The sequence below is a fragment of the Perlucidibaca piscinae DSM 21586 genome, assembly GCF_000420045.1.
In the GTDB taxonomy this organism is placed as follows: domain Bacteria; phylum Pseudomonadota; class Gammaproteobacteria; order Pseudomonadales; family Moraxellaceae; genus Perlucidibaca; species Perlucidibaca piscinae.
The window spans coordinates 35,349-49,468 of sequence record NZ_ATUE01000007.1 but is presented as its reverse complement, the minus strand read 5'-3'; the positions used below and the strand labels follow the sequence as shown (position 1 = coordinate 49,468).

The 14,120-nt window shown below is 64.3% G+C and carries 14 protein-coding genes and 1 tRNA gene; 3 read left to right on the top strand and 12 right to left on the bottom strand.

Features of this window, described 5'->3' with window-relative positions; genetic code table 11:
* Window positions 1–16 precede the first annotated feature (16 nt).
* Entirely contained in the window at window positions 17–838 is an 822-nt protein-coding gene (locus F595_RS13335) for a 3'-5' exonuclease (protein ID WP_022956290.1), read from the bottom strand.
* A 15-nt stretch (window positions 839–853) separates the two neighbouring features.
* Entirely contained in the window at window positions 854–1,753 is a 900-nt protein-coding gene (gene cysM / locus F595_RS0107685) for a cysteine synthase CysM (protein WP_026913363.1), read from the bottom strand.
* 144 nt (window positions 1,754–1,897) lie between these two features.
* On the opposite strand from cysM, the gene F595_RS14220 reads away from it, so the two are divergent.
* Window positions 1,898–4,216 (top strand): ATP-binding protein, encoded by a 2,319-nt coding sequence (locus F595_RS14220; protein ID WP_156873842.1) that lies wholly within the window; start codon window positions 1,898–1,900, stop codon window positions 4,214–4,216.
* On the opposite strand, the gene F595_RS0107675 is transcribed toward F595_RS14220, so the two are convergent.
* Together F595_RS0107675 and F595_RS0107670 are read right to left on the bottom strand one after the other, a co-directional pair.
* Window positions 4,194–4,961, bottom strand: a complete 768-nt coding sequence (locus tag F595_RS0107675; RefSeq protein WP_022956287.1) for a 3-hydroxyacyl-CoA dehydrogenase — start codon at window positions 4,959–4,961, stop codon at window positions 4,194–4,196. The genes F595_RS14220 and F595_RS0107675 overlap by 23 nt on opposite strands.
* A 73-nt stretch (window positions 4,962–5,034) precedes the next feature.
* Window positions 5,035–6,390, bottom strand: a complete 1,356-nt coding sequence (locus tag F595_RS0107670) for a deoxyguanosinetriphosphate triphosphohydrolase (RefSeq protein WP_022956286.1) — start codon at window positions 6,388–6,390, stop codon at window positions 5,035–5,037.
* A 109-nt stretch (window positions 6,391–6,499) separates the two neighbouring features.
* Between F595_RS0107670 and can the strand changes: the two genes are divergently transcribed.
* Window positions 6,500–7,138, top strand: coding sequence for a carbonate dehydratase (can, locus tag F595_RS0107665; RefSeq protein WP_026913362.1), 639 nt, complete (start codon window positions 6,500–6,502; stop codon window positions 7,136–7,138).
* A gap of 54 nt (window positions 7,139–7,192) precedes the next feature.
* Here the strand turns inward: can and F595_RS15000 are convergent, their stop codons facing one another.
* From F595_RS15000 to F595_RS0107645, 4 genes are all read right to left on the bottom strand, one after another.
* Complete coding sequence (locus F595_RS15000) at window positions 7,193–7,774, bottom strand: OmpA family protein (RefSeq protein WP_022956284.1); 582 nt, start codon at window positions 7,772–7,774, stop codon at window positions 7,193–7,195.
* 29 nt (window positions 7,775–7,803) lie between these two features.
* On the bottom strand, window positions 7,804–9,093 hold the full coding sequence (gene tolB / locus F595_RS0107655) for a Tol-Pal system beta propeller repeat protein TolB (RefSeq protein ID WP_026913361.1): 1,290 nt from the start codon (window positions 9,091–9,093) through the stop codon (window positions 7,804–7,806).
* Between the two features lie 86 nt (window positions 9,094–9,179).
* Window positions 9,180–9,842 (bottom strand): OmpA family protein, encoded by a 663-nt coding sequence (locus F595_RS0107650; protein ID WP_022956282.1) that lies wholly within the window; start codon window positions 9,840–9,842, stop codon window positions 9,180–9,182.
* An 81-nt stretch (window positions 9,843–9,923) separates the two neighbouring features.
* Window positions 9,924–10,301, bottom strand: coding sequence for a SirB2 family protein (locus tag F595_RS0107645; protein WP_022956281.1), 378 nt, complete (start codon window positions 10,299–10,301; stop codon window positions 9,924–9,926).
* 117 nt (window positions 10,302–10,418) lie between these two features.
* Here F595_RS0107645 and F595_RS0107640 point away from each other — a divergent pair, with 117 nt between their 5' ends.
* Window positions 10,419–10,883, top strand: coding sequence for a DUF1289 domain-containing protein (locus tag F595_RS0107640; RefSeq protein WP_022956280.1), 465 nt, complete (start codon window positions 10,419–10,421; stop codon window positions 10,881–10,883).
* 21 nt (window positions 10,884–10,904) lie between these two features.
* Here F595_RS0107640 and F595_RS0107635 read toward each other — a convergent pair.
* The 4 genes from F595_RS0107635 to F595_RS0107620 form a co-directional block, all read right to left on the bottom strand.
* Window positions 10,905–10,989 (bottom strand) — tRNA-Leu (locus F595_RS0107635).
* A 51-nt stretch (window positions 10,990–11,040) separates the two neighbouring features.
* A complete protein-coding gene (locus tag F595_RS0107630) occupies window positions 11,041–12,285 on the bottom strand; it encodes an NADH:flavin oxidoreductase/NADH oxidase family protein (protein ID WP_022956279.1) in 1,245 nt (414 codons plus the stop codon).
* Window positions 12,286–12,357: 72 nt separating this feature from the next.
* The gene (locus F595_RS13325; protein WP_022956278.1) at window positions 12,358–13,170 is read right to left on the bottom strand and encodes a lysophospholipid acyltransferase family protein; all 813 of its coding nucleotides are present in this window, start codon (window positions 13,168–13,170) and stop codon (window positions 12,358–12,360) included.
* A gap of 50 nt (window positions 13,171–13,220) precedes the next feature.
* The gene (locus tag F595_RS0107620) at window positions 13,221–14,024 is read right to left on the bottom strand and encodes a GNAT family N-acetyltransferase (protein WP_022956277.1); all 804 of its coding nucleotides are present in this window, start codon (window positions 14,022–14,024) and stop codon (window positions 13,221–13,223) included.
* Window positions 14,025–14,120 lie beyond the last annotated feature (96 nt).

Below are 14,120 nucleotides of genomic sequence, written 5' to 3'. Positions count from 1 at the left end.
CTCGAAAAGCAGATCGTCAGGAAATCGGGGCATTCAGCGGACTGTCGGCCGGCATCGCGGCCGTCGCCGTCTGCCACTGCGACAGGAAGTCCAGCAGATGCGGCTGGCCGCTGGCGCGCAGGGTGTCCTGCAGCAGCGCGAACTCGGCATCCAGCGCGGTCTGATCCAGCAGTCCGCGCATGAACTGGAAGCGCAAGAACACCAGCCAGGTGTTGAGCACGTCGGTCTCGCAGTACTGGCGGATCTTCGCCAGCTCGCCGGCCAGGAAAGACGGCCAGACCTGGCTGCCGTCCATGCCCATCTTGCCGGGAAAGCCCAGCAAGGTGGCGATCTGGTCCAGCGGCTGCACGGCACGCGCCTGGTAGCCGGCGAGCAGATCCATGAGATCGGTGTGACGGGCGTGGAAACGCCCCAAGTAGTTGTTGAACTTGGCGTCGCGGTTGTGCTCGCCCTGGTCCCAGTAGCTGGGCGCCTGCACGCCATGCAGCAGGGCCCGGTAATGCAGCACCGGCAGGTCGAAGCCGCTGCCGTTCCACGACACCAGCGTGGGCTGGTAGCGTTCCAGACCGGCAAAGAAACGCTGGATCAGCTCGCCTTCGGTCGAGGACTCCTCGCCCAGCGACCACACCTTGATGCCGTCGCGGGTTCGCAGCACGGCCGAAATGCAGACCACGCGCTGCAGGGAGTGGCGGATGAAATCGGAACCGCCGGTCTCCTGGCGGCGCAGCTTGAACAGCGCCTCGGCGGCAGCGGCGTCATCCAGCCCGGCCAGTCCGTACAGACGACGGCCACCGGCGATGTCCGGCACCGTCTCGATGTCAAAGACCAGGGTATTCATGGTCACGCTCCGCGATCAGGCCGGCACCGGCGTGAACACGCCGGTGGACAGGTAACGGTCACCGCGATCACAGACGATCGCGACAATGACGGCATTCTCGACACGCTTGCTCAGCTCCAGCGCCGCCCACACCGACCCGCCCGAGGACACGCCACAGAAGATGCCCTCCTCGCGTGCCAGACGGCGCATCATGGTTTCCGCCTCCGCTTGCGGGATGTCGATGACCTCGTCGACGCGCTGACGCTCGAAGATGGTCGGCAGGTATTCCTGCGGCCAGCAGCGTATGCCCGGAATCTGCGCGCCGTCGGCCGGCTGCAGACCGATGATGCGGATCGCCGGGTTCTGCTCCTTGAGAAAGCGCGAGGTGCCCATGATGGTGCCGGTAGTACCCATGGAGCTGACAAAATGGGTGATGCGGCCCTGGGTCTGGCGCCAGAGCTCCGGCCCGGTACCCTCGTAGTGCGCCTGCGGATTGTCCGGGTTGCCGAACTGGTTGAGCACCTTGCCCAGCCCCTCGGCCTGCATCCTCAGCGCCAGGTCACGGGCGCCCTCCATTCCTTCGGCCTGGGTCACCGAGATCAGCTCGGCGCCATAGGCAGCCATCGCGTCGCGCCGCTCCTGGCTCTGGTTGGCCGGCATGATCAGGATCATGCGATAACCCATGATCGCCGCCGCCATGGCCAGAGCGATGCCGGTGTTCCCGGACGTGGCCTCGATCAGCGTGTCACCGGGCGAGATCTCGCCGCGCTGCTCGGCGCGCTGGATCATCGACAGTGCCGGACGGTCCTTGACCGAGCCCGCCGGGTTGTTGCCCTCGAGCTTGACCAGCACGATGTTGGAGGTCTGCCCGGGCAGACGCTGCAGGCGCACCAGCGGCGTGTTGCCGATGCAGTCGGCGATGGTGGGATAGGTCATGCCCGACAACTCGCGGAGTGGAAAACAGCGCATTGTAATGGAAAGCGCTGCCGCCCCCCACTGTCATGCCGACAGATCCCTTCCCACCTGCAGCAGCCCGTGACAGCGTGCTAGGCTAGCTGCGCACATCCCTTGGAGGCGCGCATGCTGCCCTGGCTACTCCACTATCGTCTGCTGCTGGCCGTGCTGCTGCCCACCAGCTTCTTCCTCGTCCTGCTGCCCGCACTCAACCTGGGCATGTACCGGCAGGATCTGCAGCGTCAATTCGAGAATCAGGGCCTGTTCACCATCGAGAAGGCCGGCGCCTGGCTGGACCGGCGCCAGATCAGCACGCCTGACCTGCAGGGCTGGCTGTCGCAGCAGCTGGAATTCGAAGGTCTGCGCCGCATCACCCTGCTCGACTCGCAGGGCCAGGTCATCGCCGAGGCCGGCATGAGCGACTTTCCGCGCCCTGACATCACCGGTCTGCACCAGCGCGCGCCGACGAGTCTGCGCCTGCACGTGCTGTCAGTCGCTGTCGACGAAGGCATGCACTGGATCGCCATTCTGCCCGACCAGCGCCGCCTCATCCTGACCGGCACCGACCGGCCGCAGAAGATCGCCTTCTACGAACGGGTATTGCAGTACGTGCTGATTCTGGTGGTCTCCATCGGGATCCTGTTCCTGCTGATCCGTGTGCAGATCCGGCGCACCCTGGCCCCCTTGGCAACACTGGACAAGTCGCTGCCCATCGACATGCCGGTCAGCCGGATGACCGTGCCGGAAGAGGCACGTGAAGTCTGGCCCAGCTTCGCCATGCACCTGGACAAGCTGTTCAAGCAGTGGGCGACCCAGGAGGCCAGCCTCAAGGAGGATGTCGCGCTGCTCGACGAGGAGCTCAAGGAGGCCCTGGTCACGGTCGAACGCCAGAATCTCGCCCTGCACAGCGTGCGCCGTTCGGCAAGCGCCAGCACCGAATTGAAATCGGAGTTTCTCGCCAACATCAGCCACGAGATCCGCACGCCGCTGGTCAGCCTGATCGGCTTTGCCCGCTTGCTGGAGCGCACCCCGCTCAATGAGCGCCAGCACGACCATGTCAACGACCTCAAGCAGTCTGCCGAACATCTGCTGGCCATGCTCAACGACATGCTTGACCTGTCCAAGATGGAGGCCGGCCGACTCACCCTGGATGCCACCCCGGTATCATTGCGCGAGGTGGTGTCGCAAACCCTGGGCATGCTGCAACCGCTGATCGGCGACAAGCCCGTCACCCTGCATCAGCACGTCAGTGACAGCATCCCGCGCAGCATGCTCGGCGACCCCATGCGCCTGAAGCAGATCATGACCAACCTCATCAGCAACGCCATCAAGTTCACGCCATCCGGCGAGGTCAATGTCAGCCTCGACGTGACGCGGCAGGATGCCATCAGCGCCGACCTCGTGCTCATCGTTCGTGACAGCGGCATCGGCATTCCCCGGCATCTGCAGGAGAGCCTGTTCGACGCCTTCGAACAGGCCGACACCTCGACCTCGCGGCGCTTCGGCGGCACCGGACTGGGCCTCACCATCACGCGGCAGCTGGTCGAGCTGATGGGTGGTCGCATCACGGTTGAAAGCCAGCAGGGTCTGGGTTCCACCTTCACGGTGCGTTGGCAGATGCGCAAGGACCCCTTCGAGTCCCTGGCACCGATCACGGACTCGGCGCCGCTGACCCTGCCGATACGCCAGATTCCCATGCTGGATCCACCGCTGCAGGTGCTGGTGGTCGATGACCACCCCGCCAACCTCAAGCTCATGCAGACCTGGCTGGGCGACATCGGCATCATCACGGTGGCGGTCGACAACGGTCCGGAAGCCATACACCGCGCCAGCCAGCAGCCCTTCGACCTGGTCTTCATGGATATCCAGATGCCCGGCATGAGCGGACTGGAAGCCGCGCAGGCCATACGGGCCAATGAGTCACAGGGCCATCGCGTGCCCATCATCGCGCTGACCGCGCACGCGCTCAGCTCGGAGCGCGAGTTCTGGGCCAGCAACGGCATTGACGACTACGTCAGCAAGCCGCTGCACGAATCCCAGCTGCTGCACATCCTGCAGCAGTGGACACGCTTCGTGATCTGGCAGGCGCCGGTGGTTGACTGGGACATGGCCACCCAGCGCGCAGGCGGTCGACGCGATCTCGCGGAAGAACTTCTGCAGGAGCTGCTCAAGGACTTGCCGGCTTGCCTGCAGCGCATGCGGCAGGCCATCTCCAGCCAGAATGCCTCAGCCTGGAAAGACGAGGTGCATCGCCTGCTCGGGGCCTGCCGCTACTGCGGCGTGCCGGAACTGCACCAGGCCCTGGAGGCCGCCATGACAGCCTGTCAGGAAGCCGGGGGCCAGTGGCCCTGCGCAAGCAGCATCGACGCCGTGCTGAACGGCATCGATGGCTTGCAGAACTGGCAGCGCAAGCAGACGGATGTCAGCGCGGAGCCATCCGGATAGCGCCGTCGATGCGGATGGTTTCACCATTGATGAAGCTGTTTTCGGCAATGTGCGCGACCAGCTGACCATATTCCTCGGGAACGCCCAGGCGCTTGGGGAACTGCGTCATCTCGATCAGCGGCAGCTTCACCGAGTCCGGCGAGGCATTCATCAGCGGGGTGTTGAAGATGCCCGGTGCGATGGTATTCACGCGCACCCCGAGCGTGGCGAGATCACGTGCCAGCGGCAGCGTCATGCCGACCACCCCGCCCTTGGACGCGGAATAGGCTACCTGGCCGATCTGGCCGTCAAAGGCCGCCACCGAGGCCGTATTGATGATGACGCCACGCTCGCCATCCGCGTTGGGGTCATTCTTCGCCATCTCGGCAGCGGCCAGACGCGTGACATTGAAAGTGCCGACCAGGTTCACCGTGATGACCTTGTTGAACACCTCCAGCGAATGTGGGCCGTTCTTGCCGACGGTGCGCTGGGCGCTGCCGATGCCGGCACAGTTGACCACCACATGCACCCCGCCCCACTTCGCCGACACGGCAGCGAGACCGGCCTGCACCGACGCCTCGTCAGACACGTTGACCTGGCAGAACAGGGCATTGGCGCCCAGCTCGGCGGCCACAGCGCTGCCGTTCTCGGCATTGAGATCGAACAGGGCGACGCGGACGCCGCGAGCGAGCAGAACGCGGGCAGTGGCCAGACCCAGGCCGGAGGCGCCACCGGTAATGACGGCAATCTTGTCTTGCAGCTGCATGAGAACTCCTGAAGAAAACTGACCATTCAGTCACGGCCCGGAGAATACCACCGCCAGCCAGACTGGCAAGCCGTCAGATCAGTCCGATGCCGGATATCTCGCGGGCAAGGCGCGCGGCATGGTTGTCGGTCATGCTGCCGACGAAGTCGAGCACGCGCAGATAGCCCTCGTACAGGCTGACCGCTTCCGGCAAAGGCACCTCGAGCAAGGCCAGCTGGGTGCGCTGACGATGGCTCAGCGCATCCGGACCCTGCGTGCAGAGGGCATGCACGGTCGGCACCAGGGTATCCAGAATGACGGCGAGGCAGGGATAGGCCGCCACCTCGGTGACCACCTTGCTGCGGTGCCGGTAGACCTTCTCGCTGGCCAGCTGCTTGGACGCCGCCAGCGTGTCCCGGATTTCCGGCGAGGCACCGGCAATCAGGTCATGCATGGGCAGCTCACCGGCCAGCAGGGCGTCATGGTGACGCATGAAGGTATCGGCCAGATCCTTCACGCAGCGCCCCACCATGGTGCCGCGCAGCGCCGCTGCGTACTGGCGCGGATCACGTATCTGCCAGACCTTGTCGGGATCGACGATGGGCGCCAGCAGGCGCTGCAGCTCGACCAGGTCAAGGATCTCCATCTCGACCGCATCCTCGAGATCCACGATGGCATAGCAGATGTCGTCCGCGGCCTCCATGAGGTAGGACAGCGGATGCCTGACCCAGCATTCGGCACTGCGCCGGAGCAGGCCAAGCTCCTCCGCCACGGCATCGAAATAGGCCAGCTCGGCCTGGTAGATGTTGAACTTGCCCTTGTCCGGAAAGGTCTGTGCCGTCCACGGGTATTTGACCAAGGTGCCCAGGCTGGCCGCCGTCAGGCGCATGCCGCCCTCGCCGCTGTACATCTCCAGGCTGCAGACCTGGCGCAGGCCGTGGGCATTGCCTTCGTAGGTCTGGATGTCCGCACGCTGGCCCGCGCTCAACTGCGCCAGCAACGCCGCGCGCGACGGCTCGCGAAACCAGTCGCGCAGGGCATATTCACCCGTGTGCCCGAAGGGCGGATTGCCCAGATCGTGTGCCAGACAGGCAACCTGTACAGTGGAGCCGATGTCATAGGGCGTGTAAGGTTCAGGCAAATGACCACCCGCACGCAGCATGGCACCGACCCGGTTGCCCAGGCTGCGCCCGACGCTGGCGACCTCGATGCTGTGCGTCAGGCGGTTGTGGGTATGATCATTGCGCGCCAGCGGATGCACCTGGGTCTTGCGACCGAGACGACGGAAGGCGCTGGAAAACACGATGCGATCATGATCAATGTGAAACTCCGAGCGCAGCCCCGCGCTGCCATCCTCGCTCACGGCCGCCGGCATCGCACGCAGGCCGCCATCGCGAACCTTGAAGCGGGTGGCAGACAGCAGTGTTGACCAGTGCATGCGCTCGGACATCGTTTCACTACCCTGAAATGACAGACAGGGCATCATGGCCAAATGTGACCGGGATGGCCAGCACCGGGCATGGCATACTGGTCACGTCACACTGAGGACTACGAGGATGCTGAGAATGCTGGATGAGCTGTTTCGCAACAACCGTTCCTGGGCCGATTCCGTGAAGGCTCGCGATCCGGATTTCTTCGAAAAACTGGCTCAGCAGCAAACCCCGCAGTTTCTCTGGATCGGTTGCGCAGACAGCCGGGTTCCTGCCAACGAGATCATGGGGCTGCTTCCCGGCGAGGTGTTCGTGCACCGCAATGTCGCCAACCTGGTCGTGCACACGGACATGAACTGCCTGTCCGTGCTGCAATATGCCGTCGAGGTGCTCAAGGTGAAGCACATCCTGGTCACCGGCCACTACGGCTGCGGCGGCGTCAAGGCGGCCATGGAAACCCAGAAGTTCGGTCTGATCGACAACTGGCTGCGACACATCCGGGACATTCATCGCATCCACGAAAGCGCCTTTGTCGGCCTGACCCATGAGCAGAAGATCGACCGCATGTGCGAACTGAACGTGGTCGAGCAGGTCGCCAACGTGTGCCACACCACCATCCTTCAGGATGCCTGGGCACGTGGCCAGGATGTCTCGGTGCACGGCTTCATCTTCAGCGTGCGCGACGGCATCCTGCGCGATCTCGGCGTGCACTACAGTGCCGCCAACCAGCTGCCGCCGATCTACCGCATGGACGAGACAGCCTCCTGACGGAGGCTGGCGGTGCCGCCCTGCATCAACGCAGGGCGGACTCCGTGATCCGCGTCAGCGCGTGGCACACTCGGTGTAGTCCAGCTCGACACGGCGATTGAGCTTCCAGGCCGCTTCGTCGTGGCCATCGGCAACCGGCTTCTCCTTGCCCATGCTGACCACGGCGATCTTGTCGCTGCTGACACCCTTGCTGACCAGATAGCGCGCCACCGCATTGGCGCGGCGTTCCCCCAGCGCCAGATTGTAGTCATGCGTGCCGCGCTCGTCGGTATGCCCGGTGAGCTGGGCGATGGTCTTGCCGCCCTTGAGCAGCACCGCGACATGGGCGTCCAGGCTGTCGGCCGCTTCCGGCGCCAGCTCGCTGGCATCGGTGGCGAAGTAGTAGACCTTCTGCGCCAGCTTTGCCTGCACGGCCGGATCCAGGCCAGCAAACAGGCGCTCCAGTTCCTGCGGATTGCACAGACGACGCTTGCCCGGCTCGGCCTCGACCGTGCCCACGCCCAGCACCGGCGGCAGCGTGTCCGACTGCATGTCCGGCGAGGTCGCCGGCGTGCTGCCGGAGCGGAACAGCGAACAGCCGCTCAGGCTGGCCAGCAGCACGGAACCGATCACCACGTTCTTCACTGTCATGTTCATGGGTTTTCTCCTTGGGTCAGGGGGATGGATCAACGCAACCAGGGCGACCAGACCGGCTCGCGGATCTCGCCTTCAATCGCCGGCAAGGTCAGGCGGAAACGCCCGTCCAGCGACATGATGGACAGCACGCCCTTGCCGGCACGCAGGGTGCTGTAGACCAGCATGCGGCCATTGGGCGCAAAACTGGGGGACGCATCGAGACGCGTCGAGGTCATGCGGCTGAACACGCCATTGCGCAGGTCCAGCGTGGCGATGCGGTACTGGCCGTCACCGTTCTCGTTGACCACCGCCAGCGTCCGCCCGTCCGGGCTCAAGTCAGGGCGGGCATTGAAACGGCCATCGAAAGTCAGGCGCCGGACCTCGCCGCTGGCCAGCTGCAGGCGATAGATCTGCGGCTTGCCGCTGCGGTCGGAGGTGAACACCAGCGATTGGCCGTCAGCACTCCAGCGCGGCTCGGTATCAATGGCAGGATGATCGGTCAGGCGTGTCAGGGCACGCGTCTTCAGATCCATCACGTAGAGTTCGGGGTTGCCGTCCTTCGAGAGCGCCATGGCCATGCGCTGGCCGTCCGGCGACCATGCAGGCGAGCTGTTCAGCCCCGGAAACTGGGTCAGCTGGGTACGCTGACGCGTGGCCAGGTTCTGCGTGAAGATCGCCGGGCGACCGCTTTCGAACGACACATAGGCAACCTGGCGGCCATCCGGCGACCAGGTCGGCGAATTGATCGGTTCGGCCGAGTCCAGCGCGGTCACGTGGCGCTTGCCATCCATGTCGGAAATGCCGAGCCGGTAGCGCAGCTTGCCGTCACGACGGTAAGAGTTCACGTACAGCAGATGGGTGCTGAAGAAACCGCGCTCACCGGTGATGCGCTGATAGATGCGGTCACTGATGTAATGACCGACATCACGCCAGCGCCCAGTCCCGGCTGACAGCCGCTCGCTGAGCAGGGCATTGCCGTCACGGTCGGCCAGCGTGTACTGGAACGAGAGGCGACCATCGGGCTGACGCAGCACCTGGCCGCGGACCACGAGTCCCGCTGCCGACAACCAGTCTTCCGAGGACGAGACCACGGGCGGTGTCACGGCATCGCCATCACTGCCATACGGACCGATGGCCCGGAACACGTCGGCATGGTTGAGATTCGAGCGAATGATGCTGCCCAGGTTCTCGCCGACCTGCTCACCCGTGAACGGCGCCACGGCGATCAGACGCGCATCGTCCGGAACCTGGGTGATCTCTATGGTCAGGGAGGCTTGCGCCGTCGCCGTCGCCGTCAGGCTGGCAGCACAGACCATGCCGACCAGAAAATGCAACCGCATGAAATGACTCCGGCACACCCTGTGCTCATGTCATGACCCTGGAAAAACAAGAGGCGCCCGCAGGCGCCTCTGGCTCAGCCTGCCGCTTACTGGGCGGGCGGGTTGATGCGAACCTCGACACGGCGGTTCTGCGAACGACCGGCTTCGCTGCTGTTGGAAGCGATCGGCGAGGACTTGCCGTAACCGGCCGCCGAGACACGACCCGAGGCCACGCCACGGTTGACCAGGTAGGACGCCACCGAATTGGCGCGATCCTGCGACAGCTTCATGTTGTAGGCGTCGGCGCCGACATTGTCGGTGTGACCGGAGACCGAGATCGTGGTGTTCTTGTATTCCTTGAGCACGTCGGCGACGGCATCGAGAACCGGGTAGAAGTCGGCACGAATGCTGGCCTGGGCGGTCGGGAAGGTGATGTTGCCCGGCATGATCAGGTTGATGGCACCAGTGGCCGGGTCACGCTGCACGCCCACGCCGACACCGGCGAGACGGTCACGCAGCTTCTTTTCCTGGACGTCCATGTAGACGCCAACGCCACCGCCGGCAACACCGCCGATCGCTGCGCCCTGCAGGCAGCGGTCATCGCGCTTGCCCTTCTCGGTGGTTGCAGCCGCAATGCCGCAACCCAGTGCAGCACCAATGGCTGCGCCGTAGGCTGCCTTGGCAACCTGACGCTCACCGGTGTAGGGGTTGGTGGTGCAACCCGCCAGAACAACCGAACCAGCCAGGGCGGCCAGCATAAACTTACGCATGTGTGCTCTCCTAATTCCCGTCAGGGTATGTACATGTCGGCTAATACGCCCGAGTCGACAGTCGGTTTACACCGCCGCGATTCAGGCCAGCCAGCCCAGGACATCCCGGGCCATCGCCACCCCGACGATATAGACATAGGTTAGCAGACCCAATACCAGCCAGCGCATTGCCTGCGGCCTTTTGTCGGCTGCCTTGAGCGCACGGCTGATGCTCAGCACCAGCACCACCAGCAGCACGAACTTGGCGATCACCCATCCCGGCAGGCCACCGTAGGCATGCACCATGCCGCCACCGGTGATGATGAGCAGCAGCGCCAGGGCATGCGGCGCCACCTTCAGCCAGGTCGGGATGGCTCGCGAACTGCCGCGCGATACCATGACCGCTGCAGCCACCCAGGTCACGGCCATGAGTGCCGCCATCAGCAGGTGCGGGTGCTTGAATGCCAGGTATGTGTTCACGACGTCCTCCGACAGGGATGATTTGACAGTGTCCGGACTGTATCAGCCCTGCTCTGCGGAGGCGACGACACGACGCGATTTTGATAGCGTGCAGGATCTCTTGTGCAAGCACCCGCGATGACCATGCTTTTCAACACGGTACCCACGCCCTGCGTCGGCATCTGCTCCACCACCTATGGCGATACCGTCTGCCGCGGCTGTCGCCGCTACCTGCATGAGGTCATTGACTGGAATCGCTACAGCAGCGACGAAAAGCGCCTGATCTGGCGCCGTCTGGACGGCCTGCAGGCCCAGGTACTGCCGCGCTACTTCGAGATCGCCTCCGAAGAGACCCTGAAAAAGCAGCTGCTGGCACTGCGCCTGCCGCTGCGCGAGGATGCCTCGCCCTGGACCTGGCTGGCCCTGCTGCTCAAGCACATGGCACGGCAGTCGCCAGACCTCGCCCTGTTTGGCGTGCAACGCCTGGACACGTCGGGACTGTCACTGGCCGAGTTGCGCGAGCAGATCAATCAGGAGCTGCATGGCCTGGCCTGTGCGTATTACGAGCGGGATCTGTTGCGGGCGAGAACGCATCCGGCATGAGGCGGAAACGTTGATTGAAGATGGTGCGCCAGATAGGACTTGAACCTACACGCCTTGCGGCAACGGAACCTAAATCCGTCGTGTCTACCAATTTCACCACTGGCGCATCGGGACCGGACTATACCGGCCGGCCCCGATGACGCACAAGCCAGCCTGATCAGCTGGCGCGCAGACGGCGGGTCTTGAGCGTGCCGCGCACGTTGCCGACCACGGTGTTGGCCAGCGACCACAGCGCCGACTCGTTGGGCTTGGGTTCCTTGCCGGCGCCCATGCGATGCAGCTGACGCGTGTACCAGGCCACCTCCATCAGGGCCATGCGGTCGACCATGCCGATGCCGGTGACGATAGGCTTGACGCGGTGACGCGTCTCCTGGCCACTGAGCAGACGACGTGAGGCATCCGGCTCGATGCAGAGCGGACGACCGAGACCGATCAGGTCGAGGGCGCCGGAGGCCAGCGCCTCGCCCATCGCGGACAGGCTGCGGAAGCCGCCAGTGACCATCAGGGGTACCGTCACCTGCGTGCGCACCTGCTCGGCAAACGCGAGGAAATACGCCTCACGTGCCTGGCTCGACGCCTTCTGCTTCTTGCCGGCCATGGCAGGAGCCTCGTAGGTTCCCCCCGAGATCTCGACCATGTCGATGCCCGCCGAGGCCAGCGCCTTGATGGTGTCCAGCGACTCCTCTTCGGTGAAGCCGCCACGCTGGAAATCGGCCGAGTTCAGCTTGATGCCGATCGGGAAGTCGGCACCGACGGCGTCGCGGATCGCCCGGTAGACCTCGAGCACGAAGCGGCGACGCTTTTCGGGCGTGCCGCCCCACTCGTCGCTGCGAATGTTGTGATGCGGTGACAGGAACTGGCTGACCAGATAGCCATGCGCACCATGAATCTGCACACCGGTGAAGCCTGCCTTCTTGATGATCGCGGCGGAGCGCGCAAACCGCGCGATGATGTCGCGGATCTCGGCATCGGTCAGTTCACGCGGGGTGTCGAAGAAAGCCTGCATGTCCTTCTTGAACGGAATCGCTGACGGGGACACGTTCTCGCGATTGAGGCCCTTGGGCGACTGCTTGCCCGGATGATTGAGCTGCACCCAGATCGCCGAGCCCTGACGTGTGGCACTTTCGGCCCAAGCCTGCAACAACGGCAAGTCACGCTCGTCCTCGACCACGACATTGCCGGGCTCGCCGAGGGCACGCCGGTCGATCATGACGTTGCCGGTGATCAGCAGACCCGTGCCACCTGCGGCCCAGCGCCCGAACAGGGTTGGCAGCGCGGGCGTGACGCGATTGTCATAGGTGCCCAGGGACTCACTGAGCGCGGACTTGGCAAGGCGGTTGGGCAGCACCGAGCCGTTGGGCAGGGTCAGCGGGGTGGCAAGCAGGGTCTGGGGCTGGGTCATGAGGGACTCCGGAGCATGAAGAGCAGCGAGCATCCCTCAAAAACCACAAACAGGCAATAGTCAATGTCAGAATCAGCTGGCAGCCTTGCGAACCACAACACCCGGCCAGCCCTCGCGCACCGGCGCCGGACTGGCACCATGCAGCGCATGCAGCGCCGTGCGCATGATGTCCTCGCAATGGATCGCCAGCTCCGGCGCCGTGTGTCCGGCAGGATCTATGACCGGCAGGAACTGCACCGTGACATCCATGGGGCCCAGCGCCAGCAGGTTGAGCAGGTGCGCGCCCATCTCGTCATCACCGATGAAGGGAGCCAGCGGGTGCAGCTCCCCGTCATGCTGATAGCACAGCACCATGGGCTGGATGCGGCATCCCGCCAGGTGGGCGGTCTGGAACAGCTTGGCAAAGAAGCGCTTGACGGTATGGCCGTCCGTGGTCGTGCCTTCCGGGAAGAACAGCACGCGCTTGCCCTCGCCGATGGCTTCGGCCATCTGGGCACTGACGAGGGCGGAGTCGCCCGAACCACGACGGATGAACAGGGTGCCGGCGACCTTGGCCAGCAGCCCGATCAGCGGCCACTCGGCAACCTCGGCCTTGGACAGGAAGTGCAGGCGACGCACGCCACCCAGAACGGGAATGTCCATCCACGAGACATGATTGCTGATCCACAGCGCCGGCTCCTCGACCGGCTCGCCCTGTACGCTGATGCGCAATTGCAGGCTGCTGGTGAGGCGACGCAGCCACCAGGTCACCAGCGGCTGCTGCCAGCGCGCCTGGAAAAAGAACATGCCGCTGAACAGCGCCAGCACCAGGCCGAACACGATCAGCAGCAGCAGACAGGACAGACGCCAGACCAGGCGTGGCGTCAGGGGCGGTTTCTCGATCACGGCAGGATGTGCATGTCTATGTCTGGGCGCTCGGCTCACGATGTCTCATTTCAGGCTGACCTCAGGAAGCGCTGAGCATAACGTCCCGAGAGCGCTTCGACATCCAGCACGATGAAAACATCGGCGCAGTTGAACTCCGGATCCCAGCAGGCTTCGCCGCCAATGCGGCAGCCCATGCGCAGATAGGCCTTGAGCAGCGGCGGCACGGACACCGGGCCGGTACCCGGCGAGGCCAGAACAATGCCGCGATTGGGGCTGACACGCAGCTCCGGACCCACCAGGTAATTGTCACGCAGATTGGGCATGACACTGGCCAGCGTGGTGCCACCGTCGGCAAGGCTGATGCTGGCGCAGCCGATCAGGTAATCGAAGCCTTCCTGCAGCAGGTACTCCGCCAGCGTGCTCCAGAGCAGGCCGATGGCGGCACCGGAACGGTAGTCGGGATGCACGCAGGTGCGGCCGACCTCAAGCACCCTGCCGGACAGACGGGCCAGGGCGGAAAGGTCAAACTCCTGCGCCGAGTAGAAGCCGCCGGCACGCTCGGCCTGCTCCTGACCGAGCAGCCGGGTGGTGGCCACCAGCGCGCCGCTGGCATCGTCAAAGATCATCACATGCTGGCAAAAGGCATCATAATGATCTCGATCAATGCCGCCGGTCTGTTCAAAATCAACACCATACTCGCTGCCGAAGACATCGGCACGCAGCTGCTGGGCACGCACCACGTCATTATCGCTGCTCGCCATGCGTGCACTCAGACGCGGTCTGGATGGCTTGGCCGATGCCGTTTCCGGCTGGCAGGAAGCGGTCAGCGCCGGATTGATGAGGTGTGCATCGTTCAGGCTGCGTGCGTGCATGGTGGCTCTCGTCTGGGTCGTTTTCATGCCCGACACTGTCGTGTGCAGGCATGAAAACACCGTGACGGGAACGTGACAGTTCAATGAAGACCGCAC

Excerpts from the sequence above, each read along its gene's own strand:
- F595_RS15000 (WP_022956284.1), bottom strand. The coding sequence starts at position 7,774 with ATGAACATGACAGTGAAGAACGTGGTGATCGGTTCCGTGCTGCTGGCC.
- F595_RS0107675 (WP_022956287.1), bottom strand. The coding sequence starts at position 4,961 with ATGCAGCTGCAAGACAAGATTGCCGTCATTACCGGTGGCGCCTCCGGC.
- F595_RS13335 (WP_022956290.1), bottom strand. The coding sequence starts at position 838 with ATGAATACCCTGGTCTTTGACATCGAGACGGTGCCGGACATCGCCGGT.
- F595_RS0107670 (WP_022956286.1), bottom strand. The coding sequence starts at position 6,390 with ATGTCCGAGCGCATGCACTGGTCAACACTGCTGTCTGCCACCCGCTTC.
- F595_RS14220 (WP_156873842.1), top strand. The coding sequence starts at position 1,898 with ATGCTGCCCTGGCTACTCCACTATCGTCTGCTGCTGGCCGTGCTGCTG.
- tolB (WP_026913361.1), bottom strand. The coding sequence starts at position 9,093 with ATGCGGTTGCATTTTCTGGTCGGCATGGTCTGTGCTGCCAGCCTGACG.
- F595_RS0107620 (WP_022956277.1), bottom strand. The coding sequence starts at position 14,024 with ATGCACGCACGCAGCCTGAACGATGCACACCTCATCAATCCGGCGCTG.
- F595_RS0107630 (WP_022956279.1), bottom strand. The coding sequence starts at position 12,285 with ATGACCCAGCCCCAGACCCTGCTTGCCACCCCGCTGACCCTGCCCAAC.
- cysM (WP_026913363.1), bottom strand. The coding sequence starts at position 1,753 with ATGACCTATCCCACCATCGCCGACTGCATCGGCAACACGCCGCTGGTG.
- F595_RS0107640 (WP_022956280.1), top strand. The coding sequence starts at position 10,419 with ATGACCATGCTTTTCAACACGGTACCCACGCCCTGCGTCGGCATCTGC.
- F595_RS0107650 (WP_022956282.1), bottom strand. The coding sequence starts at position 9,842 with ATGCGTAAGTTTATGCTGGCCGCCCTGGCTGGTTCGGTTGTTCTGGCG.